Origin of the sequence: Burkholderia sp. AU18528 (assembly GCF_002223215.2) — a bacterium.
Classification (GTDB): Bacteria; Pseudomonadota; Gammaproteobacteria; order Burkholderiales; family Burkholderiaceae; genus Burkholderia; species Burkholderia semiarida.
In genome coordinates this window covers 190495-216141 of sequence record NZ_NKFC02000006.1, presented here as the reverse complement: position 1 = coordinate 216141, position 25647 = coordinate 190495, and the positions used below count along the sequence as shown (strand labels likewise).

At 66.7% G+C, this 25647-nt stretch carries 25 protein-coding genes; 5 read left to right on the top strand and 20 right to left on the bottom strand.

Features of this window, described 5'->3' with window-relative positions; translation table 11 throughout:
* Positions 1-138: 138 nt before the first annotated feature.
* The 3 genes from CFB52_RS17790 to CFB52_RS17780 all read left to right on the top strand — a co-directional run bounded on the left by CFB52_RS17790 (position 139) and on the right by CFB52_RS17780 (position 2882).
* Entirely contained in the window at positions 139-429 is a 291-nt protein-coding gene (locus CFB52_RS17790) for a co-chaperone GroES (protein WP_011694564.1), read from the top strand.
* Between the two features lie 12 nt (positions 430-441).
* Positions 442-2082, top strand: a complete 1641-nt coding sequence (gene groL / locus CFB52_RS17785; RefSeq protein ID WP_059579935.1) for a chaperonin GroEL — start codon at positions 442-444, stop codon at positions 2080-2082.
* A 185-nt stretch (positions 2083-2267) separates the two neighbouring features.
* A complete protein-coding gene (locus CFB52_RS17780; RefSeq protein ID WP_060967952.1) occupies positions 2268-2882 on the top strand; it encodes a LysE family translocator in 615 nt (204 codons plus the stop codon).
* A gap of 265 nt (positions 2883-3147) precedes the next feature.
* On the opposite strand, the gene CFB52_RS17775 is transcribed toward CFB52_RS17780, so the two are convergent.
* From CFB52_RS17775 to CFB52_RS17710, 13 genes are all read right to left on the bottom strand, one after another.
* Positions 3148-5148 carry a family 2A encapsulin nanocompartment cargo protein cysteine desulfurase gene (locus CFB52_RS17775; RefSeq protein ID WP_099317076.1) on the bottom strand — a complete coding sequence of 667 codons (2001 nt, stop codon included), beginning with the start codon at positions 5146-5148 and terminating at the stop codon, positions 3148-3150.
* A complete protein-coding gene (locus CFB52_RS17770; protein ID WP_006479760.1) occupies positions 5123-6055 on the bottom strand; it encodes a family 2A encapsulin nanocompartment shell protein in 933 nt (310 codons plus the stop codon). The genes CFB52_RS17775 and CFB52_RS17770 overlap by 26 nt, the downstream gene beginning before the upstream one ends.
* A gap of 137 nt (positions 6056-6192) precedes the next feature.
* On the bottom strand, positions 6193-6414 hold the full coding sequence (locus CFB52_RS17765; protein ID WP_011356215.1) for a helix-turn-helix domain-containing protein: 222 nt from the start codon (positions 6412-6414) through the stop codon (positions 6193-6195).
* Positions 6411-7361, bottom strand: coding sequence for a serine O-acetyltransferase EpsC (epsC, locus tag CFB52_RS17760; RefSeq protein ID WP_059640414.1), 951 nt, complete (start codon positions 7359-7361; stop codon positions 6411-6413). The genes CFB52_RS17765 and epsC overlap by 4 nt, the downstream gene beginning before the upstream one ends.
* 28 nt (positions 7362-7389) lie before the next feature.
* Entirely contained in the window at positions 7390-7860 is a 471-nt protein-coding gene (locus CFB52_RS17755) for a rhodanese-like domain-containing protein (RefSeq protein WP_099317075.1), read from the bottom strand.
* Positions 7861-8232: 372 nt separating this feature from the next.
* The gene (locus tag CFB52_RS17750) at positions 8233-9633 is read right to left on the bottom strand and encodes an amidase family protein (protein ID WP_099317074.1); all 1401 of its coding nucleotides are present in this window, start codon (positions 9631-9633) and stop codon (positions 8233-8235) included.
* Between the two features lie 76 nt (positions 9634-9709).
* A complete protein-coding gene (locus CFB52_RS17745) occupies positions 9710-10501 on the bottom strand; it encodes an alpha/beta fold hydrolase (protein WP_099317856.1) in 792 nt (263 codons plus the stop codon).
* A gap of 84 nt (positions 10502-10585) precedes the next feature.
* A complete protein-coding gene (locus CFB52_RS17740) occupies positions 10586-10906 on the bottom strand; it encodes a DUF4148 domain-containing protein (protein ID WP_099317073.1) in 321 nt (106 codons plus the stop codon).
* Between the two features lie 277 nt (positions 10907-11183).
* The gene (locus tag CFB52_RS17735; protein ID WP_099317072.1) at positions 11184-11726 is read right to left on the bottom strand and encodes a cytochrome P460 family protein; all 543 of its coding nucleotides are present in this window, start codon (positions 11724-11726) and stop codon (positions 11184-11186) included.
* Positions 11726-12769 (bottom strand): alpha/beta fold hydrolase, encoded by a 1044-nt coding sequence (locus tag CFB52_RS17730; RefSeq protein WP_099317071.1) that lies wholly within the window; start codon positions 12767-12769, stop codon positions 11726-11728. The genes CFB52_RS17735 and CFB52_RS17730 overlap by 1 nt, the downstream gene beginning before the upstream one ends.
* Positions 12770-13023: 254 nt before the next feature.
* Positions 13024-14403, bottom strand: a complete 1380-nt coding sequence (locus CFB52_RS17720; RefSeq protein WP_059579912.1) for a tripartite tricarboxylate transporter permease — start codon at positions 14401-14403, stop codon at positions 13024-13026.
* Positions 14403-14900, bottom strand: coding sequence for a hypothetical protein (locus tag CFB52_RS17715; RefSeq protein WP_099317070.1), 498 nt, complete (start codon positions 14898-14900; stop codon positions 14403-14405). The genes CFB52_RS17720 and CFB52_RS17715 overlap by 1 nt, the downstream gene beginning before the upstream one ends.
* Before the next feature lie 87 nt (positions 14901-14987).
* Positions 14988-16274: a hydroxymethylglutaryl-CoA reductase, degradative gene (locus CFB52_RS17710; RefSeq protein ID WP_099317069.1), complete on the bottom strand. Its 1287-nt coding sequence runs from the start codon at positions 16272-16274 to the stop codon at positions 14988-14990.
* 164 nt (positions 16275-16438) lie between these two features.
* On the opposite strand from CFB52_RS17710, the gene CFB52_RS17705 reads away from it, so the two are divergent.
* A complete protein-coding gene (locus CFB52_RS17705; protein ID WP_089465377.1) occupies positions 16439-17824 on the top strand; it encodes a PLP-dependent aminotransferase family protein in 1386 nt (461 codons plus the stop codon).
* Positions 17825-17877: 53 nt separating this feature from the next.
* Here the strand turns inward: CFB52_RS17705 and CFB52_RS17700 are convergent, their stop codons facing one another.
* Together CFB52_RS17700 and CFB52_RS17695 are read right to left on the bottom strand one after the other, a co-directional pair.
* A complete protein-coding gene (locus tag CFB52_RS17700; protein WP_060967959.1) occupies positions 17878-19155 on the bottom strand; it encodes an epoxide hydrolase family protein in 1278 nt (425 codons plus the stop codon).
* A 204-nt stretch (positions 19156-19359) separates the two neighbouring features.
* Complete coding sequence (locus tag CFB52_RS17695; protein ID WP_099317855.1) at positions 19360-20064, bottom strand: SDR family oxidoreductase; 705 nt, start codon at positions 20062-20064, stop codon at positions 19360-19362.
* Between the two features lie 134 nt (positions 20065-20198).
* On the opposite strand from CFB52_RS17695, the gene gcvA reads away from it, so the two are divergent.
* The gene (gene gcvA / locus CFB52_RS17690; RefSeq protein WP_059579899.1) at positions 20199-21089 is read left to right on the top strand and encodes a transcriptional regulator GcvA; all 891 of its coding nucleotides are present in this window, start codon (positions 20199-20201) and stop codon (positions 21087-21089) included.
* Between the two features lie 25 nt (positions 21090-21114).
* Here the strand turns inward: gcvA and CFB52_RS17685 are convergent, their stop codons facing one another.
* The 5 genes from CFB52_RS17685 to CFB52_RS17665 form a co-directional block, all read right to left on the bottom strand.
* On the bottom strand, positions 21115-21702 hold the full coding sequence (locus CFB52_RS17685; RefSeq protein WP_099317068.1) for a pyridoxamine 5'-phosphate oxidase family protein: 588 nt from the start codon (positions 21700-21702) through the stop codon (positions 21115-21117).
* Between the two features lie 94 nt (positions 21703-21796).
* Entirely contained in the window at positions 21797-21988 is a 192-nt protein-coding gene (locus tag CFB52_RS17680) for a hypothetical protein (protein WP_099317067.1), read from the bottom strand.
* Between the two features lie 12 nt (positions 21989-22000).
* Positions 22001-23200: a PLP-dependent aminotransferase family protein gene (locus CFB52_RS17675; RefSeq protein WP_099317066.1), complete on the bottom strand. Its 1200-nt coding sequence runs from the start codon at positions 23198-23200 to the stop codon at positions 22001-22003.
* Positions 23201-23569: 369 nt separating this feature from the next.
* Positions 23570-24214, bottom strand: coding sequence for a hypothetical protein (locus CFB52_RS17670; RefSeq protein WP_257220497.1), 645 nt, complete (start codon positions 24212-24214; stop codon positions 23570-23572).
* Positions 24215-24222: 8 nt separating this feature from the next.
* The gene (locus tag CFB52_RS17665; protein WP_180278225.1) at positions 24223-25485 is read right to left on the bottom strand and encodes a DUF6402 family protein; all 1263 of its coding nucleotides are present in this window, start codon (positions 25483-25485) and stop codon (positions 24223-24225) included.
* Positions 25486-25647 lie beyond the last annotated feature (162 nt).

Genomic DNA, 25647 nt, shown 5'->3' with positions numbered 1-25647 from the left:
CCGTTCGTCCATAGCGCATTCGCGCAAATGCTTTTCGAAATCCGTTATTGGATCGCGTCGCCGCGCGTTTTTATACTCGTCAGCACTCTCTGCCAAAGAGTGCCAGCCAATTTCGACAGAACCGCACAGGACGAACCAATGAGCCTACGCCCCTTGCACGATCGCGTGATCGTGAAGCGACTCGATCAGGAAACCACCACCGCGTCGGGCATCGTGATCCCCGACAGCGCCGCCGAAAAGCCCGATCAGGGCGAAGTCATCGCCGTCGGCCCCGGCCGCAAGGACACGGACGGCCAGCGCATCGTGCCCGACCTTCAGGTCGGCGAGCGCGTGCTGTTCGGCAAGTACGCGGGGCAAGCCGTCAAGGTGGACGGCAACGAGTTTCTCGTGCTGCGCGAGGAAGACATCGTCGCGGTCGTCAATCAATAACGGAGCGCAATCATGGCAGCCAAGGAAATCATTTTCAGCGACATCGCCCGGTCGAAGCTGACCGAAGGCGTCAACATCCTCGCGAACGCGGTGAAGGTCACGCTCGGGCCGAAGGGCCGCAACGTCGTGCTCGAACGCAGCTTCGGCGCGCCCGTCGTCACGAAGGACGGCGTGTCGGTCGCGAAGGAAATCGAACTCGCGGACAAGCTGCAGAACATCGGCGCCCAGCTCGTGAAGGAAGTCGCGTCGCGCACCAGCGACGCGGCCGGCGACGGCACGACGACGGCCACCGTGCTCGCGCAGGCGATCGTCCGCGAAGGCCAGAAATACGTGGCGGCCGGGCTCAATCCGCTCGACCTGAAGCGCGGCATCGACAAGGCCGTCGCATCGGCCGTCGACGAACTGAAGAAGATCAGCAAGCCGACCACCACCAGCAAGGAAATCGCCCAGGTCGCGACGATCTCCGCGAACGGCGAGGAATCGATCGGCCAGCGCATCGCCGAGGCCATCGACCGCGTCGGCAAGGAAGGCGTGATCACCGTCGAGGACGGCAAGTCGCTCGCCGACGAGCTCGACGTCGTCGAAGGGCTGCAGTTCGACCGCGGCTACCTGTCGCCGTACTTCATCAACAATCCGGACAAGCAGATCGCCGAGATCGAAAACCCGTACATCCTGCTGCACGACAAGAAGATCTCGAACATCCGCGACCTGCTGCCGGTGCTCGAACAAGTCGCCAAGTCGGGCCGGCCGCTGCTGATCATCGCCGAAGACGTCGAAGGCGAAGCGCTCGCGACGCTCGTCGTGAACAACATCCGCGGGATCCTGAAGACGGTCGCGGTCAAGGCGCCGGGCTTCGGCGATCGCCGCAAGGCGCTGCTCGAGGACATCGCGATCCTCACCGGCGGCCAGGTGATCGCCGAGGAAACGGGCCTGACGCTCGAGAAGGCGACGCTCGCCGAACTCGGCCAGGCGAAGCGCATCGAGGTCGGCAAGGAAAACACCACGGTGATCGACGGCGCGGGCGATGCGAAGAACATCGAGGCGCGCGTGAAGCAGATCCGCGTGCAGATCGACGAGGCGACCTCCGACTACGACCGCGAGAAGCTGCAGGAACGCGTCGCGAAGCTCGCGGGCGGCGTGGCGGTGATCAAGGTCGGCGGCGCGACCGAAATCGAGGTGAAGGAGAAGAAGGACCGCGTCGACGACGCGCTGCACGCCACGCGCGCGGCCGTCGAGGAAGGCATCGTACCGGGCGGCGGCGTCGCGCTGATCCGCGTGCGGCAGGCGATCCGCGAACTGAAGGGCGCGAACGCCGATCAGGACGCGGGCATCAAGATCGTGCTGCGCGCGCTCGAGGAACCGCTGCGCCAGATCGTCACGAATGCGGGCGAGGAAGCGAGCGTCGTCGTCGCGAAGGTCGCCGAAGGCACGGGCAACTTCGGGTACAACGCGCAGACGGGCGAGTACGGCGACCTCGTCGAATCGGGCGTGCTCGATCCGACCAAGGTCACGCGCACCGCGCTGCAGAACGCGGCGTCGGTGGCCGGGCTGCTGCTGACGACGGATGCGACCGTGTTCGAAGCGCCGAAGGACGCGGCGCCGGCCGCCGCGCCGGGCGGCCCGGGTGCGGGCGGGCCGGGGTTCGATTTCTGACGACGCGGCAGCGTGCGCGCCGGTTTGTCGGCGTGCGCGCGGTTGGGCAGAATCCTGCAACAACGCGTGGCGACCGAAGTCGTCACGCGTTGTTTGCTTTGGCGCCACGGAATGCCGGGTTCGACGAAGCCGATTGCCGCGCTCGGGTAAGATCAAGACCCGTTCCGCCACGCCGCTTCCACCCCATGTCACCCATCGCCAACACCCTGCTGCCGCTCGCCGGCGTCCTGCTGCTGAGCGTCGCCAGCCCGGGCCCGAACTTCGTGATCGTCACCTCCACCGCGGTCGCGTCGCGTCGCGCCGGCGTGATGACGGGGCTCGGCCTGGCCGCGGCGTCCGGCACCTGGGCCGCGATCGCGATCGGCGGGTTGAGCCTGCTCGTCACGCACGTCGCATGGGTTCACACCGCACTGCGGCTGGCGGGCGCCGCGTACCTGATCTGGCTCGGCCTGAAGATGATCGCGACCGCGCGCAAGCCGCTGCCCGTTTCCGCGCCGGCCGCGATGTCCGACTGGCACGCGGCGAGAAAGGGCTACGTCGTCAGCATGACGAACCCGAAATCCGTCGCGTTCTACGGCAGCATCTTCGCGCTGATGGTGCCGGCCCACGCGCCGGCGTGGCTCGATCTGTCGGTCGTCGTGCTGTCGGTCGCGATCTCGGCCGCGTGGTATTGCACGATGGCGCTGCTCGCGTCGCACCCGTCGGTGCGCCGGCTGCTGGTCCGGCGCAAGGCCGTGCTGGATACGGCGGCCGGGCTGTTGCTGATAGGGGTCGGCGGGCGGATGCTGGCCGGACGTTGATTCGCTGCGTATTTGTCCGTTTCGAATGCTCGCCGTTCACCTGCCATGCCGCCCCGGCGGGCATTCCCGCGCACGCCTGAACACGACGTCGATACGGTCGTCGCGCATCGCAACGCGTGCGTTCGATCACCGGCATGCTGCGCGACGGATTCAACGTCGAGAAGAAGCCGGTCGTGCGCTTCTGAGCGGGTAGCATGAAAACGCTCGCGGCGGCCCGCGAAGGCCGCCGCAAGCGGACAACATCGGCGCAACGAGAACGACAACGTCAACGTCGCGCCGCCAGTCTCCTGACGACACTCACCAGCGCATCGACTTCGTCGCACGTGTTGTAGAACGCGAGCGACGGCCGCACCGTGGCCTCGAGCCCGAAACGCCGCAGGATCGGTTGCGCGCAGTGGTGCCCCGAGCGCACCGCGATGCCCTCTTCGTTCAGCGCCTGCCCGACTTCCTCGGTTTCATAGCCCTTCAGCACGAACGACAGCACGCTCGCCTTGTCGCGCGCGGTGCCGACGAGCCGCACGCCCGGCACCGGCGCGAGCACGCTCGTCGCATACGCGAGCAGATCGTGCTCGTAGCGCGCGATGTTCTCGATGCCGACGCGGTTCACGTAATCGAGCGCGGCACCCAGCCCCACCGCATCCGCGATGTTGCCGGTACCGGCTTCGAAGCGGTTCGGCGGCGGCTGGAACACCGTGCGCTCGAACGTCACGTCCGCGATCATGTTGCCGCCGCCCTGCCACGGCGGCATGTCGTCGAGGATCGCGCGCTTGCCGTACACGACGCCGATCCCGGTCGGCCCGTAGATCTTGTGCCCGGAGAACACGAAGAAATCCGCATCGAGCGCCTGCACGTCCACCCGCATGTGCGAGATCGACTGCGCGCCGTCGACCAGCGCCTTCGCGCCCGCGCGATGCGCGAGCTCGACGATCTCCTTCACCGGCACGACCGTGCCGAGCGCGTTCGACACCTGCGTGACGGACACGATCTTCGTGCGATCGTTGAGCAGCTTCCGGTATTCGTCGAGCAGTACCTGCCCCGAATCGTCGACCGGAATCACGCGCAGCTTCGCGCCTTTCTGCGCGGCAAGCTGCTGCCACGGCACGATGTTCGCGTGATGCTCGAGATGCGACACGACGATCTCGTCGCCTTCGCCGACGTTCTGCACGCCCCACGTCTTCGCGATCAGGTTGATCGCCTCGGTCGTGCCGCGCACGAACACGATCTCGTCGGGCGACGATGCGCCGATGAAGCGCTGCACCGTTTCCCGTGCATGCTCGTACGCATCCGTCGCGCGGCCGGCCAGCGCGTGCGCGGCGCGGTGGATGTTCGAGTTCTCGTGTGCGTAGAAGTACGCGAGGCGATCGATCACGGCCTGCGGCTTGTGCGTCGTCGCCGCGTTGTCGAACCAGACGAGCTGCTTGCCGTTCACGCGCTCCTGAAGGATCGGGAAATCGCGGCGGATCGCGTTCACGTCGAACGGCGGGTGGGCGCCGCGATACGGCTGGCCTTGCGGCTCGGCTGCCTGCGCATCGTCGATGAAGTAGCGCGGCACGTCGGCACCCGACGCACGCGACACCGGCACGTCGCGGTGCACCGCCAGCAGCGCACGCAGCGCGTCGTCGCCCGGCAACCCGAACGCTTCCGGCGACGCGAGGCCGTTCGACGGCACGACGATGTCCTGCGGCGTCGCCTGCCAGCCCTGCAGCGAACCGTCGGTGAAGTAGTACGGCGACGCCTTCGTCGCGCCTTCCGGTGCGGCCGCGTTCACCTGCGGCACGCCGAGCGCCGCGCCGCCGACCCGCGGTTCGAGCGCGGGCGCGATCGACACGGCGTTGTCGGGCAGCCCGTTCTGCGCGGCCGCATGCGGAGCGAGCGCGGGGGCGCGGTTGCCGAGCGACAGCACATGCGTCGGTGCGGACGGCGCGAGGTTCGCGCCCGGTACCTTGCCTTGCGGCAGCGCGAGCCCCGGCACGCCGGTGCCCGCTCCGCCCGGGCCTGCAAGCGGAGAGCCGCCCGGCACCGGGTTGCTGACCGACGCGAGGATCGGCGCCGCCGCCGGCAATGCCGACGGCACGCCGCCGACCGCGCCGCTGCCCGCCGACAGCCCGGGCGCGGTGGCCTGCCCGGGCGGCGTCGCGAAGAACTCGGACGCGAGCCGCGCGAGCGTCGCCGGATCGGGCAACCCGGCCGGCAGCGGCGCGTGCGGCAACGCGTGCGCGTCGCCGGCGGCCACGCCGGGATTAACGATAGGTGTCGGGATAGTCATGGAACTTGGCGATTTCGACGTCATCGAGGACAGCCAGCGCATCCGGCGAATGGACCGCGAGCGAGCAATACAGCGAGATCAGGTACGACGCGATCGCCTGGTTGTTGATCCCCATGAAGCGCACCGACAGGCCCGGCCCCTGCTCGCCCGCGACGCCCGGCTGATACAGGCCGACGACGCCCTGACGCTTGTCGCCGACGCGCAGCAGCAGGATCTTGGTCTTGCCGTCCGCGACCGGCACCTTGTCCGACGGGATCAGCGGAATGCCGCGCCACGTGAGGAACTGCGAGCCGAACAGGCTGACCGTCGGCGGCGGCACGCCGCGCCGCGTGCATTCGCGGCCGAACGCGGCGATCGCGAGCGGGTGCGTGAGGAAGAACGCCGGCTCCTTCCACACCTTCGTCAGCAGCTCGTCGAGATCGTCCGGCGTCGGCGCGCCCGTCAGCGGGAAGATCCGCTGTTCGTCGGTCACGTTCGCGAGCAGCCCGTAATCGGGATTGTTGATCAGCTGGCTTTCCTGCAGCTCCTTGATCGTCTCGATCGTCAGGCGCAGCTGTTCCTTGATCTGGTCGTGAGGACTGCTGTAAAGATCGGAGATCCGCGTATGCACGTCGAGCACCGTGCTCACCGCGTTCAGGAAGTATTCGCGCGGCTGTTCCTCGTACGGCACGAAGGTCTGCGGCAGCACGCTTTCGTCCTCGAGCTGCGTGCACGCGGCGCGCACGGCTTCCGGGTTCTTCACCTGGTTCAGCCGATAGATGCCGGCCTCGACCGGCACCCATTGCAGCAGATGGGTCAGCCAGCGCGGCGTGATCGTGGAAAGCTGGGGGACGGTCTTGGTAGCGTTCGCTAGTTGGCGGGCGGCGTGATCGCTCAGCGCGGCCGTGCCGCTTGCAACGGTCGACATGTGTGGCTCCGGGTTCTTAAGATGAAAAACGGGATTGCTTATGACGCTCGGTGATTATCGGAAGCACACCCGTGCCGGCTCAACATGCTATAGCCGTCAGGGGCGTGCAACCGAAGGGGAAACGATGCGGCGCGAGCTCAGGTGACGTACGCGCCCGGCAGCAGCGTCGAGATCGACACGTCGAAAGCGCGCGCGATCTTGTCGGCCGTGACGATCGACGCGATCGCCTCGCCGCGCTCGATCTCGCCGACGTACGAGCGGTTCAGCCCCGCATGCTCGGCCAGTTGCTCCTGCGACCACGTGCGCGCTTCGCGCAGCTTGCGCACGTTGGCGCCGAAGTGATGGATGAGGTCGCTCATCGCGCCTCCCAGGCGACGCGCGCCGCCGTGCGCGGCGCGGCATTCGCTTCGCTGCGCAGCACGGCCTGCGTGACGTTTTCGCCGGGCGGCACGTCCTGCGTGAGCCACACGTTGCCGCCGATCACCGCGCCGCGTCCGATCGTCACGCGGCCGAGAATCGTTGCGCCTGCATAGATCACCACGTCGTCCTCGACGATCGGATGGCGGGCCAGCCCTTTCTCCAGATGGCCGGCCGCATCGCGCGGGAAGCGCTTAGCGCCGAGCGTGACGGCCTGGTACACGCGCACGCGCTCGCCGATGATCGCCGTCTCGCCGATCACGACGCCCGTGCCGTGATCGATGAAGAAGCCCGCGCCGATGCGCGCGCCCGGATGAATGTCGATGCCCGTTTCCGCATGCGCCTGCTCGGCGATGATCCGCGCGAGCAGCGGCAGGCCGAGCCCGTACAGCTCGTGCGCGAGCCGGTGGTGGATCATCGCGAGGATGCCCGGGTAGCACAGCAGCACCTCGTCGACGCTGCCGGCCGCCGGATCGCCGTGGAAGGCGGCCAGCACGTCGCTGTCGAGCAGCCGGCGAATCTCCGGCAGGCGCGCGGCGAATGCCTGCACGGCCTTCGACGCGACTTCGTCGAGGTTGTCGAGCGGCCCGTCGGCATTGCGCTGACGCGCCGCGTAGCGCAATTCGAGCGTCACTTGAGTGAGCAACGCATTCAGCGCCGCGTCGAGCGCGTGGGCCACGTGAAGGTTCTCGCTTTCCTGCCGCAGGTCGGGCGGCCCGAGCCGCATCGGGAACAGCACGCCCTTCAGCGCGCCGACGATCTGCGCGAGCGCCTCGCGCGCCGGCAAATCGCGCCCGCCCGGTTCAAGCGAGCGCCGCTGCTTTTCGCGCCATGCGCGGCGCACCGTCTGCAGCGATTGAACGATGTCGTCGATGTCGAACGCGGCCATGCTGCTTTCTCCCCGTAACGGCCGTGAATCAATCCTGCGCCCAGGGCAGGCCGCGAAAGCGCCAGCCGTTGCGGCCGCCGCGATGCTGCCGGTCGTCGAGGTCGCCCTCGAAGCCTTCGAGCACGTTGAATACCTGCGTGAAACCGCCCTTCGTGGCAGCCTCGGCCGCCTGCGCCGAGCGGTTGCCGCTGCGGCACAGCAACAGCACGACCGCATCCTTGCCGGTCTTTGCTTCCAGCTCGCGCACGAAGCGCGGGTTGCGCGTCAGGCTCGTGCCGGTCGCCCACGGCACGTGCAGCGACTCCGGCACGTGACCGACGAATTTCCGTTCCTCGGCCGTGCGCACGTCCACCAGCAACGCATCGCCCGCCGCGAACAGCGCCCACGCGGCTTGCGGCGCGACGCGGCCCGCGTAGGGCGTGCCGGCCGCCACGGCTGCCGCGCGCGCGTCTTCGAGCGCCTGCTGCGCAGCGGTTCGTTCTTGCAGTTCAACCGTCATGACACTTCCTCGTTCTCGCAGATTCGTATGAACAAAAACATCGGGAATGCGGCCGTCGCAGCTTGCGTGCTGTCTATAGCCGTCAGCGCCACTATGCGAGTGCGGTCGGGGAAGCAGAACCAATAAAAATTCATTTCCTAATCAGCGCTGCGGGGAATGCAATAGCGGACGCGCGCTATCGGCGCGCGGTCGATCGCGGGCTGGAAATGGAGGGCGATGGCCGTTCGATGTCGTGCATCGAAGGGGGTGAAAAGAAAGGAGGGGGACGATCGACGCGCATTTCGCGCGTCGTCATGGAATCCGAAATGACACGAGCCACGCGATGCACCGACGAAGCCTCCGAGCCTCGCCGATGCACGCGCCGTCGACACATCACGCCACCGGATCGACCGGCGCAACCGGCGCGCCACGCGCCTCGATATCGCGTCCGGCAAGCAGACACAAATCCTCGCGATGATGCGCCGCCACCACCTGCACGCCCACCGGCACGCCGTTCACGAGCGACGTCGTGACGGCCAGCCCCGGCAGCCCCATCGCAGGCAGCGCGCGCAACGTGAGCTGCGCTTCCCACACGCGCTCGAACCCGTCCGGCCCTTGCCGGTCGAGATCGTCGGGGAACGGCAGTTCCGCGGAAACAGGCAGCAGCAACACTGCATATTCATCGAGAAACAGCCGCCACGCTCGCGTCAGCGTCGTGCGTCGAACCAGTGCGCGACTGATCACGTCGGCCGGCAGGTCGCGCACCTTGCCGCGCACCGCGGCGATCACCGCGGCCGCGCCCGGATCGCCGTCTTGCTCGACCGCGTTCGCCAGCGCGTCGAACCCGTCGCCCAGCCACAGCTGCTCCTGCAGCAGCGCCGCCTCGCGCATCGGCGGCGTATCGTCGATCTCGTCGACGGTCCAGCCTGCATCGACGAGCCGACGCGCGGCATCGCGCAACGCGGCCTCGACTTCGGGCACGACCTCGAGGCCACGCGGACGCACGCACAACGCCGCGCGCTTCGGCACCGCGCGCCCGTCGAACGGCACCGCGACGTGCCACGGATCGCGCGGGTCCGGCGCGGAGAACGCCCGCAGCGCGAGCGAGAGATCGTCGATCGTGCGCGCGATCGGCCCAGCCGTCGACATCAGTTGCGCGCCGATCGCCCGCTCGGGCGACGACGCATTGAACGCCGGCACGCGGCCGAGCGACGGCCGGATTCCGTGTACGCCGCACGCATAGGCCGGGTAACGCACCGAGCCGCCGATGTCGGTGCCGACCGCGAGCGGGCAGATCCCGGCCGCGACGGCCGCCGCCGCGCCGCCGCTCGATCCGCCCGGCGTCAGCGACGGATTACGCGGATTGCGCGTGCGGCCATGCACGAGATTCGACGTGAACCAGCGCAACGCGAACGTCGGCGAATTGGTGCGGCCGAGCAGCACGCCGCCGGCCTTGCGGATGTTCGCGACCACCGGGCTGTCGGCTTGCGCGATCAGGCTCTCCTGCAAGCGCGTACCGTTGGTCGTCGCATAGCCGGCCTGGTCGACGTTGATCTTCACGGTGACGGGTACGCCCGCGAGCGGCCCCGGATCGTCGCCGCGCGCGATCGCACGATCGACTTCGTCGGCCTGCCGCCGCACGTCGTCGGGGCGATGCTCGACCACCGCGTTGATCGCCGGATTCACGGCGTCCAGCCGGTCGAGCACGGATTCCGCCACGTCGCGCGCGGATACTTCACGCTGCCGCACGCGTTTCGCGAGTTCGGTTGCCGACAGTTGCCAGAGTTGCGTCATCACTTCTCCTGGTGGAAAGACATCGCCATCACTCAAGGTGCCGCGCGTCCTCACGAAGGCGCGGCGCCGCATTCGCTCACTGCGTATCGTGCTTCGCGCGCTCGGCGGCGGCGATGATCGCATCGGCCACGGCTTTCGGCTGGCTCAGCATCGCGACATGGCTGCCGTTCACGCGCGTGACCGTCGCGCCGATCCGCTTCGCCATCGCTTCCTGCAGCTTCGGATCGATCATCCGGTCCTGCGTCGCGACGACGAACGTCGACGGCTTCGCATGCCACGCGGCCTGCGTGACCTTCTCCGAGATGCAGCCACCGTACCACGGCCCTTGCGTCGCCGCGACGATGCGCTGCTGCGCGGGCGGCAGATCCGGCGCGAAATCCTGCGCGATCGCCTTGTCCGACAGCCGCGCGAAACCACCCGCGTCCTTGCGCAGCTCGCCCGCCCACGACGGCGCCGGCAGCCCTTGCGTGACGTCGGCGATCGACTGGCCGTTGTCGGGCGCGAACGCCGCGACGTACACGAGCGACTTCACCTTGTCGTCGTTGCCCGCGTCGCTTATCACGACGCCGGCCCACGAATGGCCGACCAGCACGACCGGCCCTTTCTGTTCGTCGATCGTGCGTTTCGTCGCGGCCGCATCGTCGGCGAGCGAACTCAGCGGATTCTGCACCGACACCACGTGCAGCCCGCGCGCCTCGAGCAGCGGAATCACGCGGTTCCAGCTCGACCCGTCGGCGAACGCGCCGTGCACGAGCACGACGTTGGTGCCCTTCAGGTCTTCCTTCGGTGCGGCCTGCGCCGCGACCGCACCGAACAGTCCGCCGACTATCGCGGCGGATACCAGAACGCGTTTCATCAAACCGGCCATCGTCATGCTCCTTTCTTTGTCGTGTTGTTCAAATGAAGTGCTTCAGCGCGCGCCACACCTACGTGAAGCAGGCGCGGCGACCGATCACGAATGCGCGTACAGGTCGTCGGCGGCGTTGCGATGGCCGGCCGACGTCGACGCATCGGCCACGTTGTCGCCTTGCGACTTCGACGGGCCGTTCTGGTCGGAGCGTGCGACCTGCTGCGCGGCGGCGACGGCTTGCTCCGCGGCCGCGATATCGTCCGGGTAGTGCGCTTCGCTGCCGGCCGGGTTGTAGCCGGCCTGCTCGAGACGGATGAGGTCGGCGCGCACTTCGGCACGCGTGAGGCCGTGGCCCGTATCGGCGAACGACAGGGCCGGAGCGACGGCGAGGACGGCAACGGCGAGGATTCGAGCGGCTTTCATGAGAGTTCTCCTTGAAGGAAGTTGGGGTGTCGATCACTTGGCATTCGGCGTGAACGTCTGGCACCGAACGCTTGCTGCATGTCGACAGTAGAACCCGCGCACGTATCCGGCATGTTTCCGAAACCGGGGCGTTCTGCATGCCAGTTTTTCAGGAACGACCGCAGATACAGTGGGATACAAACGCGCGTGATCCGTTTCGCCCCCCGCCGCGCACCCATGAAAAAAGGCGTGCCTCGCAAGGCACGCCTTTCCCTCCACTTCACGCCGCCGTGTCACGTCACGGCGCGAGCCGCGTGAACACGTAATCGTGATTCTTCACGCGCGCCTGGTGACACGCAAAGCACGTCTGATGCTGGCCGATGTCGGCGGGCACGCCGTTGATGAAGCGTCCGAAGCCCCAGCCGCCCGTCGATGCATAGCGGCGCGAGTCCTTCACCATCACCTGCACGGTCGTCGCCTGCCCGGGCACCGTCGCCGGCGGAAACTCGTCGGACTGCTTGCGCTTGTACGCGAGCTTCACGAGGATCGTGCCATCCGGAAACGGCAGCGTCGCCTTTTCGAGCGCGCGGATCGCGACCGGATTGCCGAGCACCACGCGCAACTCGTCGAGCGGCGCGGCTTCCTCTGCCGGCGCAACCATTTCCCACTTGCGATAGCCGGGCGGAATCGTCACGCCGTAGATCGGCGACGCGGCCGCGGCCGGCTTCGGCTGTTCCGCGAACGCGGCAGGACCGCTCGCCGACCACGCACCGGCCAGCAGCACGCCCGCGGCGAACACCCGGCGCGCACCGCGCCGCCACACTCCGACGCGGGCCCGCATCACAGATGCTCCACTTGCAGGATCGCATCGGCGAATGCCTGCGGCGCTTCCTGCGGCAGGTTGTGGCCGATGCCGCCGGTGATCGTCCGGTGCTGGTACTTGCCGGTGAACTTCTTCGCGTACGCGGCCGGCTCCGGATGCGGCGCGCCGTTCGCGTCGCCTTCCATCGTGATCGTCGGCACGGTGATCGCGGGGCCTGCCGCGAGACGCCGCTCGATGTCGTCGTATTGCGCTTCGCCCTTCGCGAGCCCGAGACGCCAGCGATAGTTGTGGATCACGACGGCCACGTGGTCGGGATTCTGGAACGACGCGGCCGTGCGCGCAAAGGTTTCGTCGGAGAACTGCCACTTCGGCGACGCGAGCTGCCAGATCAGCTTGTTGAACGCATCGCGGTTCTGCGCGTAGCCGAGTTCGCCGCGCTCCGTCGTGAAATAGAACTGGTACCACCACTGCAGCTCGGCCTTCGGCGGCAGCGGCTTGGCGTTCGCCGCCTGGCTGCCGATCAGGTAGCCGCTCACCGACACCAGCGCCTTCACGCGCTGCGGCCACAGCGCCGCGATGACGTCGGCCGTGCGCGCGCCCCAGTCGTAACCGCCGAACACCGCGCGGTCGATCTTCAGTGCATCCATCAGCGCGACGATGTCGACGGCCGTGACGGCCTGCTGGCCGTTGCGCACCGTGTCGGCCGAGCGGAACGTCGTCGAGCCGTAGCCGCGCAGGTACGGCACGATCACGCGATAGCCGGCCGCGACGAGCAGCGGCGCGACTTCCGCATAGCTGTAGATGTCGTACGGCCAGCCGTGCAGCAGGAACACGACGGGGCCGTTCTTCGGGCCGAGATCCGCATAGCCGACGTTGAGCACGCCCGCGTCGATCTGGTGGATCGTGCCCAGCGACGCGACGCCGGCCGCACGCTTGCCGGCCGATGCATCGGGCGCGGACTGCGCATGCGCAAGCGCGCTGAAGCCGAGGTCGGCCAGGCTGAGGCTCGCCAGCGTCGAGCCCAGGATCAGGCGGCGGCGGGTGTTCACGTTATCGGACATGACTCGTTCTCCATTGTCGATCGCTAAGGAAGGGGCCCGCGGCACGTGCGGGCATTCGGGTATCGTCGTTCGCAGCGGCGGCGCATCGCACCGCGCCGTCGTGTGAATCGCTTCACCGGTTTTATATCCGAACCGACCGGGCGCTTTGTATCCCAACGTATCTGTGTGCGAACACGACAAAAAGCGATTCAAAAATCGTCGGAAAAGCGACGTTTCGCCGCGATGGCCGGGCATCCGCGACCGGCGCCGGCGCGTCAGAACAGTTTGGCGATCGCGGGCACGCTGAGCACCGCGACGTAATAGCCCATGAACTGCACGCCCGTGTTGAACGCGAACAGGCGTGACAGCATTCCGCCGAACAGGCCGATCGTCACGATCACGGCGAGCCCGAGCAGTTGCCCTTCCCACACGCCGATCACGACGATCAGCCCCGCGAAGGTCGCGATGATCGCTTCATGGCTCAGCTTGCGCGCGACGAACGACGCCGCGCGGTGCGCGTGGTGCATCGCGAGCGGATACGCGATCAGCGCGGCCAGCACGATCGACAGCAGCCCGTAGCCGAGGAACGCCGGCCAGCTCATCAGCGTATGCAGGTTGTGGATCTGCCCGCTCGCCGCATCGACCGTGAAGCGCGGCGGCGCATTGAACAGCGGCGCCGCGGGGCCGGCCGCCACCGGGCTCAGCGGCAGCCCGAACGCGATCAGCGGAATCAGCGCTTCGGCGATGTAGGTCGCCTCCGTCACGCCGTTGCGCGCGGCGATCACCGTCGTCAGGCGCTGGTACGCATGACGCACGCGGGCACCGACGATCTCGCCCATCAGCACCGTCATCGCGACCGGGCTGAACACGAACGTCGCGCTCGACACGGCGGCCGTGCCGACCGTCCATGCGACCTGCTCGCGGTCGAGCACCTTCAGCGGATTCGGGAAGTAGCCGCGCCAGCTTTTCACGTCGGGCGCGAGCACGAACGTCGACGGCCCGTCGCGACGCATGCGCCGCCGCTCGGCCGGCGACAGGATCGAGAACAGGTCGGCCACCAGCGGCCCGATCGCGATCCCGAGGAAGTAGCTGACGCTCAGCTTCACGCCGTAACGACCGGTGAGCGCCTGCAAGCCGACCACCAGCATCACGAACGGCACGAGCAGCAGTACCGACGCCCACCGCCCGGCGGAGAAATACGCGATGCCGACGGCCGCCGCGAGGAACACCCACGGCGCCGCCTTCGCGATCGCCGCGCCGAACGGCGCGAGCAGCGACGCGAACAGCACCGCGAGCGGCAGTGCGACGAACGCCGCGACGATCGCGCCGGAGATCATCTTGCGCAGCGCGATGTGCGGCACGCCGAGCGCGCGCAGCAGCGTCGCCTGTTGCAGCAGCGGCGCGGCCATCGTGTCGCCGGGAATACCGAGCAGCGCGGTCGGGATCGCGTGCGTGATGTGCTTGGCCACCGCGCCCGCGAGGAAGAACGTGAACACGCCGGCCGGCGGCACGCCGAGCAGCGCGACGAGCAACGTGAGCGGCGCGATCGTCGTCGTTTCGTCGGTGCCGGAGATCAGGCCGATGGCGGAGAACACGATCGCGCCGAGCAGCCCCATCGCGAACGCGGCCGGCAATGCATGCAGCAGCGCGTCCATCAGCGGCCTCCCGCGCGGGCGCGCCCGGTGGAGGCGTCGTACGACGCGAACAGGTCGAGCAACCCGAGTTCCTCCATCTCGGCGCGCGCGGCGGGCGACAGGTCGTTCGTCGAGCCGAGCCCGCCCGATGCTTCGGCGAGGTGCCGCAATGCGTCGTCGCGCTCGGCGCCGCCCGCCGCATGTTCGATCACCGTGCGCTTCGGCTTGAACAGCCGCGCGCAGATCGCACCGGCCAGCAGGCAGCCGCCGAGGCCGATGAGCATCGCGTATGCGCGTGCGATCGCCGCGTCGTGCACGAACGACGCGAGCGCGATGCGGCCGACCTCGAACGCGCCGAGGCTGATCGCGATGCCGAGCAGCACCGACCACGCAAGATGCTTCGTCGCCACCGTGTCGCCCCATACCTCGACGAGCGTCGTGGCCGCCGCATCGGCGCCGGCCAACGGCCGGGCGCGATGCGGCGCGGGTGCGACGGCGCTTGAACCGGTCTGTTCCATGTGTCTCCTCCTGGTTTGATATGTCGCCGGCCATGCCGGCGCGGCGCGCAGCGCGCCGCCTGTATCGCGCGGCGTGCAGCGCGCGGGTCAGCCGCCGCTGCGGCCCGCGAGCAACGCGACGGCGAAATCGGTACGCACGTCCTTCGCCGCGACCATCTGCTGCGCGATCCGGTCGATGTCGGCCCCCGTCGCACCGGCCGCGACGGCGATGTTGCGCGCATGCAGCGCCATGTGTCCGCGCTGGATCCCTTCGGTCGCGAGCGCGCGCAGCGCACCGAGATTCTGCGCAAGCCCGACCGCGACCGCAATTTCGCCGAGCTCCTGCGCCGACGTCACGTTCATGATCTTCAATGCAAGGCGCGCGAGCGGATGCGTCTTCGTCGCGCCGCCGACGAGCCCGACCGGCATCGGCATCTCGATCGTGCCGACGAGGTCGCCGTTGGCGGCCTTCTCCCACGTCGTCAGCGACGTATAGCGGCCGCTGCGGCTCGCGTACGCATGCGCGCCGGCCTCGACCGCGCGCCAGTCGTTGCCGGTCGCGACCACCACCGGATCGATGCCGTTCATGATGCCCTTGTTGTGGGTCGCCGCGCGGTACGGATCGGTCGCCGCGAACACGTATGCGTCGATCACGCGGTCGATCACGTCCTCGCCGGCGTAATCGTCGGTCGCGAGCGTCGCCGCCGAGTACCGTACCTGCGCGCGCGCCAACCGCAAATCGGCGAGGTTGGACAGTATCCGCAACCGTACCTGGCCGCCGGTAATCGCCTCGATGCGGGTCGCGACGGTTTCGGCCATCGTGTTCACCGTGTTCGCGCCCATCGCGTCGCGCACGTCGACGATCAGGTGCGCGACGATCATCGCGCCGCGCGGCGTGTCGGGGAACACATGAACCTCGATGTCGCGGCAGCCGCCGCCGAGGCCGACCAGCACCTTGTCGCGACTGTTCGCGAGGGCGATCAATTCGGCCGCGTGCCGCAGGATCGCGAGCCGCGCGCCGTACGGATCGCCGACGCCGATTACCTGCACCTGCGCACGCATCAGCGGGCCGCTGCTGGACGTGCGGAAGCCGCCGGCCGCGCGGGAGAGCTTCGCCATATACGATGCGGCCGCGACGATCGACGGCTCCTCGACGGCCATCGGCACGATCACGTCGCGATCGTTGATCCGGAAGTAGCCGGCCACCGCCATCGGCAGTTCGAACGTGCCGATCACGTTCTCGATCATCCCGTTCGCGGTCTCGAGCGGCAGCGCGCCCGGTTTCGCGAGCAGCGCGTGCTCGGCGTCGTCGAGCCCGACGATGCGGGACAGGTGGGACAGGCGTTGCTCGGGCGTGAGCGAGCGGAAGTTCGGCAAGGCGGAATCGATCGGCATGATGGGTCGACTGTTTCGGGGTGGCGGTGTAGCCCGTCGGCGCTTGCGGCAGGCAGCGGATAGCCGAATAATAGTCACGCCGTACCCATTGAAAAGGTACAGGCGGCGCAGACAGTCACCCAACCGTACCCATGACAGTGGGCCGGCGTCGACGGAACATTCCGATGAAACAGCGTGCGAAAGCCAGCCTGTCTGGCGCAATGGCGGACAATCTGGCCAGACAGATAGAAGAAGGGGTGTTGCCGGCCGGCGCGAAACTGCCGTCGATCAGGGAATACGCCGAGGCGTCCGGCTGCTCGAAGAACACCGTGATCAGCGCGTTCGAGATGCTCGCGGCCGACGGCCTGATCGAGCCACGCCGCGGCTCGGGCTTCTTCGTCACGCGGCGCGCGGCCGCCGTGCCCGACATCGACGAGCCGAGCTCGCTCGACCGCGCGATGGACATCGTGTGGCTGATGCGCGAGCAACTGCACGTGAAGCCCGACGTGCTCAATCTCGGCGAAGGCTTCCCGCCGATCGAGTGGCTCGAGGAAACGCGGCTGAACCAGTACCAGCAGCGCATCATGCGCACGAGCGCCGCGTCGCTGTTCCGCTACGGCAGCCGCTTCGGCTATCTGCCGCTGCGCCAGTCGCTGCAGCAGAAGCTCGCCGGCTACGAGATCGAGGCGCCGCCCGCGCAGATCGTGCTCACGCACGGCGCGAACCAGGCGATGGATCTCGTGCTGCGCTACTTCGTGCGTCCCGGCGATACCGTGCTCGTCGACGATCCCGGCTACTACCCGCTGTTCGGCAAGCTCAAGCTGAGCGGCGCGAACATCGTCGGCGTGCCGCGCGAGATCGACGGCCCCGACGTCGCGAAACTGGCCGAGCATGTCGCCGCGTACCGGCCGAAGCTGTTCTTCACGCAATCGGTCGGCCACAACCCGACCGCGACCGATACGAGCGCGGCCAAGGCACACCGCATTCTGCAGCTCGCCGACGCGCACGATCTGATCATCGTCGAGGACGATGCGCTCGCCGACCTGCGGCCGCGCTCGCTCACGCGCATCGCGACGCTCGACCAGCTGCGCCGCACCATCTATATCGGCAGTTTTTCGAAATCGGTGTCGGCGGCGCTGCGTGTCGGGTTTCTCGCGTGCAATGCGGCGCTTGCCAGCGATCTCGCCGACGTGAAGATGCTGACGCACGTCAGCAGCTCGGAATACTGCGAACGCACGCTCGACGCGATCGTCAGCGATGGTCATTTCCTCCGGCATACGAACCATCTTCAGGAGAAGTTGCGGCGCGCGACCGGCACCGCGCTCGATGCGCTCGGCCGCCTCGGCGCGGAGGTCTATCGGCCCTGTGACCAGAGCCTGTATCTGTGGGCCGCGCTGCCCGGCTGGCCCGATTCGATGCAGCTCGCGCAGGCAATGCTCGAGCGTGGCGTGATTCTCGCGCCCGGTGCGGTGTTTTCGCCGCAGGCCGATCGTCCGTCGAAGTATTGCCGCTTCAACGTTGCGTATCTCGCGGACAAGCGGTTTGCGCAGGCCTTGCAGGCGGTTACCTGAAAACGAACACGGGCCGCGCCATCGCCTGGCCCGCATTCGTCGTGCAACCGCGCTTACACGCGCCGCAACGGCCGGAACCCGGCACGCACTTCACGCGCAAACAGTTCCGGCTCCTCCCATGCGGCGAAGTGCCCGCCCTTGTCGACTTCGTTGAAGTAGATCAGGTTGTGATAGCTGCGCTCCGCCCAACTGCGCGGCGCCTGGTAGATCTCGCCCGGAAACACCGTGATCGCGGCCGGCAGCGAGATATCCACCGCGTTGAAGTTGTTCGAGTGATCCTCCCAGTAGATTTGCGCAGCGGACGTCGCGGTGTTCGTCAGCCAGTACAGCGAAATATCGTCGAGAATCTCGTCGCGCGGAATCGAGCGTTCGGGCACGCCGCCGCTGTACGTCCACTGCGAGATCTTGTCGTACATCCACGCGGCCTGTCCGGACGGCGAATCGGCCAGCGCATAGCCGACCGTCTGCGGCCGCGTGACCATCATCGCCGAGTAGCCGCAGTTGTCGCGGTAGAACGTCGCGAGCTTCTCGTACGCGGCCTTCTCCTTCGGCGACAGCGACGCCGGCGCCGGCGCATCGACCTGGAGCAGCGTCGCGATGTCCGGCGGCACCGTCGCCGGCATGTTCACGTGAATCCCGACGAGGCCCTGCACGCGCTGCATCGCCATCCGGTGCGAAATCACCGAGCCGCAGTCGCCGCCCTGCGACACGAAGCGCGTATAGCCGAGCCGCGCCATCAGCTCGCCCCACGCGCGCGCGATGTGATCGGAACCCCAGCCGGTCTTCGTCGGACGGCCCGAGAAGCCGAAACCCGGCAACGACGGCACGACGACGTGAAACGCGTCGTCCGCGCTCGCGCCGTGCGCGGTCGGGTCGGTCAGCGGGCCGATCGCCTTCAGCAGCTCGAAGACCGAGCCGGGCCAGCCGTGCGTCATGATCATCGGCATCGCGTTCTCGTGCCGCGAGCGCACGTGGATGAAATGAATGTCGAGCCCGTCGATTTCCGTGATGAACATCGGGAAACCGTTCAGGCGCGCCTCGCCCTTGCGCCAGTCGTAGTCGGTGCCCCAGTAGCGCAGCAGCGCCTGCATGCGCGCGAGCCGCACGCCCTGCGATTCGTCGGCGACGGTTTCGCGGCCCGGCCAGCGCGTCGCGGCAATGCGGCGGCGCAGGTCAGCCACGGCTTCATCGGGAATGTGCGCGGTGAACGGGCGTATGCCGCTCGCGCCGGTCGCGGCATGCAGCGCGGTGGGCAGCATCGCCGAGACCCCGGCGGCCACGGAAGTGGCCAGCAGGTGGCGACGCATCGGGGAAAACGGTGTGGAAGACATCGTTCGGCATCCTTTCGTGAAGTGGAAAGTGAAGATGCCGCGCGCGGGATCGCGCCCAGGCTTTCGATCCGGCGCGCCCTCGTCACGCGGCGTCGCCCATTTGAAAGGTCTGATGTATCCGGGATTTGTCTGATTTGTACGCGTTTGTAGCGGCTGCACCGCGAGCGGGCGGCCCGCGCCGCCGCTCGCTCGCCGCCGCGGCGCTCAGAGCGCCTTGACGATCGCGCCGTCGACGCGAATGTTCTGGCCGGTGATGTAGCCCGCGCCGTCCGACAGCAGGAACGCGACCGTCTTCGCGATCTCGCCGGTCTTGCCGAAGCGGCCGGCCGGAATGCGCGCGACGATCTCCGGCGTTTCCGGCCAGCTGTCGACGAAGCCCGGCAGCACCGCGTTCATCCGGATGCTCTCGGCCGCATAGCGTTCCGCGTACAGGCGCGTCCATGCGCTCAGCGCCGCGCGCAGCGCCGACGACACCGGCATCGGTTGCTCGGGCGCGTCCGCCGCGAAGCTCGAGATGTTCACCACCGCGCCGCCGCCCTGCTTCTGGAAGATCGGCGTCACGCGGCGCATCACGCGCACCACGTTCAGCAGGATCAGGTCGAGCCCCGCATGCCAATTGTCGTCGGTGATCGCCAGCAGTTCGCCCTTCGGCGGATGGCCGGTATTGTTCACGACCGCGTCGATCCGCCCGTAGCGGGCGACCGTTTCCTGCACGAGCGTGTCGATATCGGCTTCGTCCGTCACCGAGCCCTTGATGCCGAACCCGCCCAGTTCCTCGCCGAGCGCCACCGCGCTGCCCGACGGCGACATCAGCGCGACGCGATAGCCCGTCGCCGCCAGTTCGCGCGCGATCGCCGCGCCCATGCCCTTGCCCGCCGCCGTGATCAACGCCACTTTTTCTACAGTCACGATGTGCTCCTTGCTCCGATTCCGCCGCCGCGCAGCCGCCATTCGGCGCGCCATGGTGGTAATGTAGGCGCATCGATTCCGGCTGTCGAACCAGTATTTCTGCCGCCAGCCGATAGTTTTTCTACAGTCTTACGATGCCGCCACGCCCTTCCCGCCTGCCGCCGCTGAATGCGCTTCGCGCGTTCGAAGTCTCGGCGCGACACCTCAATTTCCGCGCCGCCGCCGACGAGATCGGCGTCACGCAGGGCGCCGTCGCGCAGCAGGTGCGCCACCTCGAGGACGTGCTCGGCCTGAAGCTGTTCGAGCGTCTGCCGCGCGGTCTCGCGCTCACGCACGACGGCGCCGCTTATTTTTCCGACGTGCAGCGCGCGCTGCATGCGATCGCCGACGCCACCGACAAGCTCGTGAAACGGCGCGCCGCGCTGACGATCAGCACGACGCCGTCGTTCGCGTCGAAGTGGCTGATCCCGCGGCTCGCGCAGTTCACCGACGCGCATCCCGACTACGACGTGCGCGTGATCGCCGACCCGCAGATCGCGACGTTCCGCCACGACGGCGTCGATCTCGCGATTCGCTACGGCAAGCCACCGTTCGGCAAGCATCTCGTCACCCATGCGCTGTTCCCGCTCGACGTGTGCGCGGTGTGCAGCCCTTCGCTGCTGACCGCGCCGGCTTCGCCGCGCGCGCTTGCCGGCCAGGTGCTGCTGCACGACGCGCACGACCTGTGGCCCGAGTTCCTCGCGGCGATGCCCGAACCGGTCGACGTCGATCCGCACAAGGGGCTGCGCTTCAACCAGACGTCGCTCGCGATCGATGCGGCCGTCGCCGGCCAGGGCATCGCACTCGCGACCGAGCCGCTCGTCGAGCGCGACATCGCCGCCGGACGGCTGTGCAAGCCGTTCGACTTCGCGTTTCCGCTGTCGATGGGGTTCTATCTCGTGTATCCGGCCGAGCGCCGCGACGACGGTGCGATCGCGGTGATGCGCGAGTGGATGATTCAAGCCGCGTCGGACGGGCGGCCTTGAGCGGCTCGAGCGCGTTCGGCCCGCTTCAGGGCGCGATCCAGCGGGCTTCGTAGCGGTTTTCGTTCAGGTCGAATACCGCTCGGCGATGGCCGGCGCGCGCGAGTTCGAGCCAGTCGATGCGTGTGACCGTCATGTGGATCAGGCAGAAGTTTTCGTAGCCGTCGCCGGTTGGTGCGGTGCTGTCGACATGTGCGGCTTCCGGAGACGCGACCGGCGTGCCGGGCGGCAACGGTGCTCGATACAGCAGCAGCGTATGCGGGCGGCTCGATGCCCAGAGCGCGCGCCGTTGCGTTTCGTCATCGCAGACCGATGCAATTCCTTCCGCGCGAATCTGCACGAGCGCGTCGAGATCATTGGCGACGATCGAGATACGCGGATCGCGACGCAACTCCGCGACCTTCGCCGAGCGCGCATCGGTATGAAACGACAGCACGCGCTCGACGCGGTTCACCTGACGCAACACGATCGTCCGGACCTTCGGTGCGCCATCGAGACCGAGCGTCGCCGCCTGCAACATCGTGAACGGCGAGCGCTGCACGCTGACGCCGGATTCGAGGCAGGACCAGATGCGGTCGTACGTTTGCGCGAGCGATTCGGAGGTCGAGTCGGACATGGGGCGGCGGCGATCGTCGGTGTTTCGATCGCGCAAGCTTAACCGTTCGTTTCGCCGACGGCTCGCATCCAGTGCGCCGCCGCGCCTGTGCCAGTCAGTTGTAGCCGAGCACCACCGGCGCCGCATCGCCGGCATCGGTCGCCGGCTCCGCGCCGAAGCGGCCGAGCACGTCGGCCACATACTGCGGCCCGGCGCTGATCTGCGACGAGCGATGCTTCGCCGGCCGGTTGTCGCCGCCGCTCGCCGCTGCGCGCGTCGATGCCGTTTCGTTGACGGTGATGGTCATGCCGATGTCTCCTTACGCGGCCCGCGCCGCACCATACGCACGCACGAGGCGCGCGACGCCTTCCCGGATCGCGTCGACGTCCGGCGCGGCGAACGACAGGCGCAGCGACGCCGCGTCGACGTTGTCCGCGAAGAACGCCTTGCCGGGGACGAACACGATCTTGTGCGCGATCGCCTGTTGCAGCAGCACGTCCGACGACACCGCACCGATTCGCGCCCACACGAACATCCCGCCTTCGGGACGATGGAACTCGATCGCATCGCCGAACCCGTCGCGCAGCGCGTCGCACATCGCGTCGCATTTGATCCGGTACGCGGCCGTGATGCGCGGCAGATGGCGTTCGAGCGCGCCGTCCGCCAAATATTCGGCGGCGGTGGCCTGCGTCCACGGTGCGCTGCACAGATCGACCGTCTGCTTCGCGATCACGCAGCGCCGCGCGATCTCGGCCGGCGCGATCGTCCAGCCCACGCGCAGACCCGGCGCGACGATCTTCGACAGGCTCGCGAAATGCACGAGCCAGTCGCGTGCGCCGTCCACCTCGCCGGTGAGCGCGAGCATCGACGGCACCGGTTCGCCCGCGAAGCGCAGGTCGCCGTACGGGTCGTCCTCGACGATCAGGAAACGGTATTGCACCGCGAGACGCAGCAGCTTCAGCCGGCGTTCGCGCGTGAGCGTCGCGCCCGTCGGGTTCGCGAAGGTGGGGACCGTGTAGAGCAGCTTCGGCTGCGCGATCGCGCCGGACGCGAGTTGTTCGCCGAGACGATCGACGTCGAGGCCTTCGCCGTCGACGGGGATCGTCACGATGCGCGCCTGTTGCAAACGCATGGCTTGAAGCGTGGCCGGGTACGCCGGTTGTTCGGTCAGCACGACGTCGCCGGGCGACACCATCACGCGCAGCAGCAGGTCGAGGCCTTGCTGCGAACCGGTCGTGACGAGCAGTTCGGCCGGCGTGCATGCGACGCCGCGCCGCGCCATCAGCGCGATCAGTTGCTGCTTCAGTTCGGCGAGGCCGTCGGTCGGGCCGTATTGCAGGCAGCGGACGGGCTGGGCATACGCGCGTTCGGCGGCCGCGTTCAGGCCGTCGACATCGAACAGGTCGCTGGCCGGATAACCGCCCGCGAAGGAAATCATGCCCGGTTCGGACAGGTACTTGAACAACTCGCGGATCGGCGAGCCGGCAGGGTTTTGGAATGAGGGCGTGAACGCGTACATGTCGTCGTGAGCGGGTGGGCGCGGACGGCCGGGATAGCCGTCGAGTGCCGGCCGCCAAGGCGCTTCTGGCGCCGCGGCGGTGAATTCGAGCCACGATTGTCGATAGTCATTAAGGGCTCGGCAAACGATATCTATGCACTAGGTCTTGCGGTTTGGTCATTAAATCGCGGTGGGGTGCGTGTTGGCGGTGCGGGGATGATGTGGGGTTCGGGGACGGGTTGCCGAACGGGTGTTTGATTCGGGTGGTTGTTTCGCCCGGGTGGTCATGATGATCGCCACGGCTTTCTTGGCTTGGGCGGTTCAGCAAGAATCGTGAATCGTGGGCGGCGCCGCTTCAACGCGACGACCACCACGGCATCGAGGGCGTTCTCAGCGAAGCCAAATCGGAATTCTCGCCGCGATCCAATCGAGCGTGGTCGGTGGCAGCGAGATCGACCTTTCACTGTCGTACTCATCCGATGCGTCGAAATAAATCAATTTGTTCTTACGGATGATGGTCGATTCTTCCCCCGGCCGGCCGTCCCAAAAAACGAAAAATAGTCGAGTGGCGAGCGTCGAGCCGTGTGCATTGCTGACGACGAGTTTGACCTGCTCATTCTGATCCACGAAAAAACCATTGCCCGGAGCACCACTCCCGCAGATGTTGATGATGTAGGTTGTGCCGTCAACGTGCTTGACACCGCCATTCATCTTGACGTTGTAGTTGAAGCGCTGACAATCGGTACGGTCAGCCATGATCCCGCGAAATCCTACCAGGTAGACGAACGCAAAAAAAACGAGCGTGACGATCGCGAGGCCTGCGCGCTTCGCTCGGCTGAAACGGTTGAAATTTCTGACGCGCCGGTACAGGTAGAAACCGAAGATGATCGACGTGATGGCGAAGATCGCCGGCTTCGTATTCATCGCCGAGACAAGTACGATTCCGTTCCTCACGTTGAGTGGCAAGCACAGCCACGCGATATCGACAACGAGGTATATGGCGCTCACGGACAAGACTACTTTGAGGATGGTCATGGCCCCTTTCATTGCTCGGCCGGAATGGATCTGCATACGGTGTCAATTTTCAAAATGATCGGCCTGTCCAGCTTGATGAGCTTTGGCTTGCTGTAGACCATGAAGTCGCCACCACGATTATGCACCGACCTCCAGTCCCGGTACGTCTTGTTATGCACCGGCCAGTAGACATCTTTCACTCGAAATTTCCGAAAGCGACTGGTTCGTTTGTCGATCGGCTTATCGATCTCTTCTCCCTCAGGGAGATAGCGCCACTCCTCAATGGTCGAGCTCCCAACGTTAAAGTTACTGCTCTTAAAGAGATCGTTGATGGCCGCGGCATAGGACAAAACCATCCCGCTCTTGTTCCAGTGACCGAGGTACTGGCTCTTGGAAGGCGAGTCGTCGTTGAACGAGTAGCTGTCCTTGATGTAGACATAGATGTGGGTCATCTGTGCAACCGGTTCGAGACAGAATATTGTGTTCTTACCCTCGTACTTGTAGTAGCGCTCACCGGTAACGGTCGCCCTCCCAACAGCAGCGTAGAAATTGAAGTTTCCCAGAGCGCCGGTTAGATCGGTCAAAGCCGTTCCGTCGAGGGTGGCAAAGGATGATACCGACTGGAACTGAAATCTCCAGGCGATATGAAACTGAAGCAGATCCGTCAGAAACGGAGCAGTGTCGATCACGATACCCGCTGCGTTCATCTTTCCGGCAGAAAAAACCCTCTCGATCACGGGCACCAGCGCATTCTTGACTGCTTCAGCAGCTTTCTCCGTGTAAATCGCTTGCCGGACGAGTTGCTTGAATCGCCAGGATGCACCACTAAATCTCAACGCCCACTCCAGAGTGACTGTCGTGTCGTCGATCGGCTGCGGTGAGTTGAGCTTGTTGTTGTAGATATGCTTGGGACTCGCCAACCACTTTCGCGCCAACTTAGCCGAAATTGGCCACCCCGCCCTGTCCATCGCGTTGGGGATATCCTGCAGATCGAACTCGGGCAGTTTGTCGGCTTGCTCTGCGTCTTGAGGCTTGTCGCTCGGCTGTGGCTTGGCGGGTGACTTAACCGGTGCTGGAGCCGGGGCTCGCGGCTTCTGCGCTGCGACTCGATCGGCTATCTTGGGCGGAGGCGGCGGTGGCTGCTCATTTGGCGCAAGCCTAGCGAACGAGATCTTTTGCTGCGTGTCGATGGGAACGCACCCGACGATGCCTGAATAGCATTTCCAATGCTTTCCGGAATATAAAAGGCGCGATTCCATCTGGTAGTACGGAACTTTTTTGACAACTGACATGGGTAGATAGCACCTCTGAACGAATCGGCGCCAAAATAATCGATACCCAAGCAATTCCGCAATAGCAATGAAAACAACTGTTAAATCAATTCGATTACGAGAAAATCGCGAAGATTGGGACAATTCTCAATGGGGTGATTGAATAGGAGGACTTGTCACGAG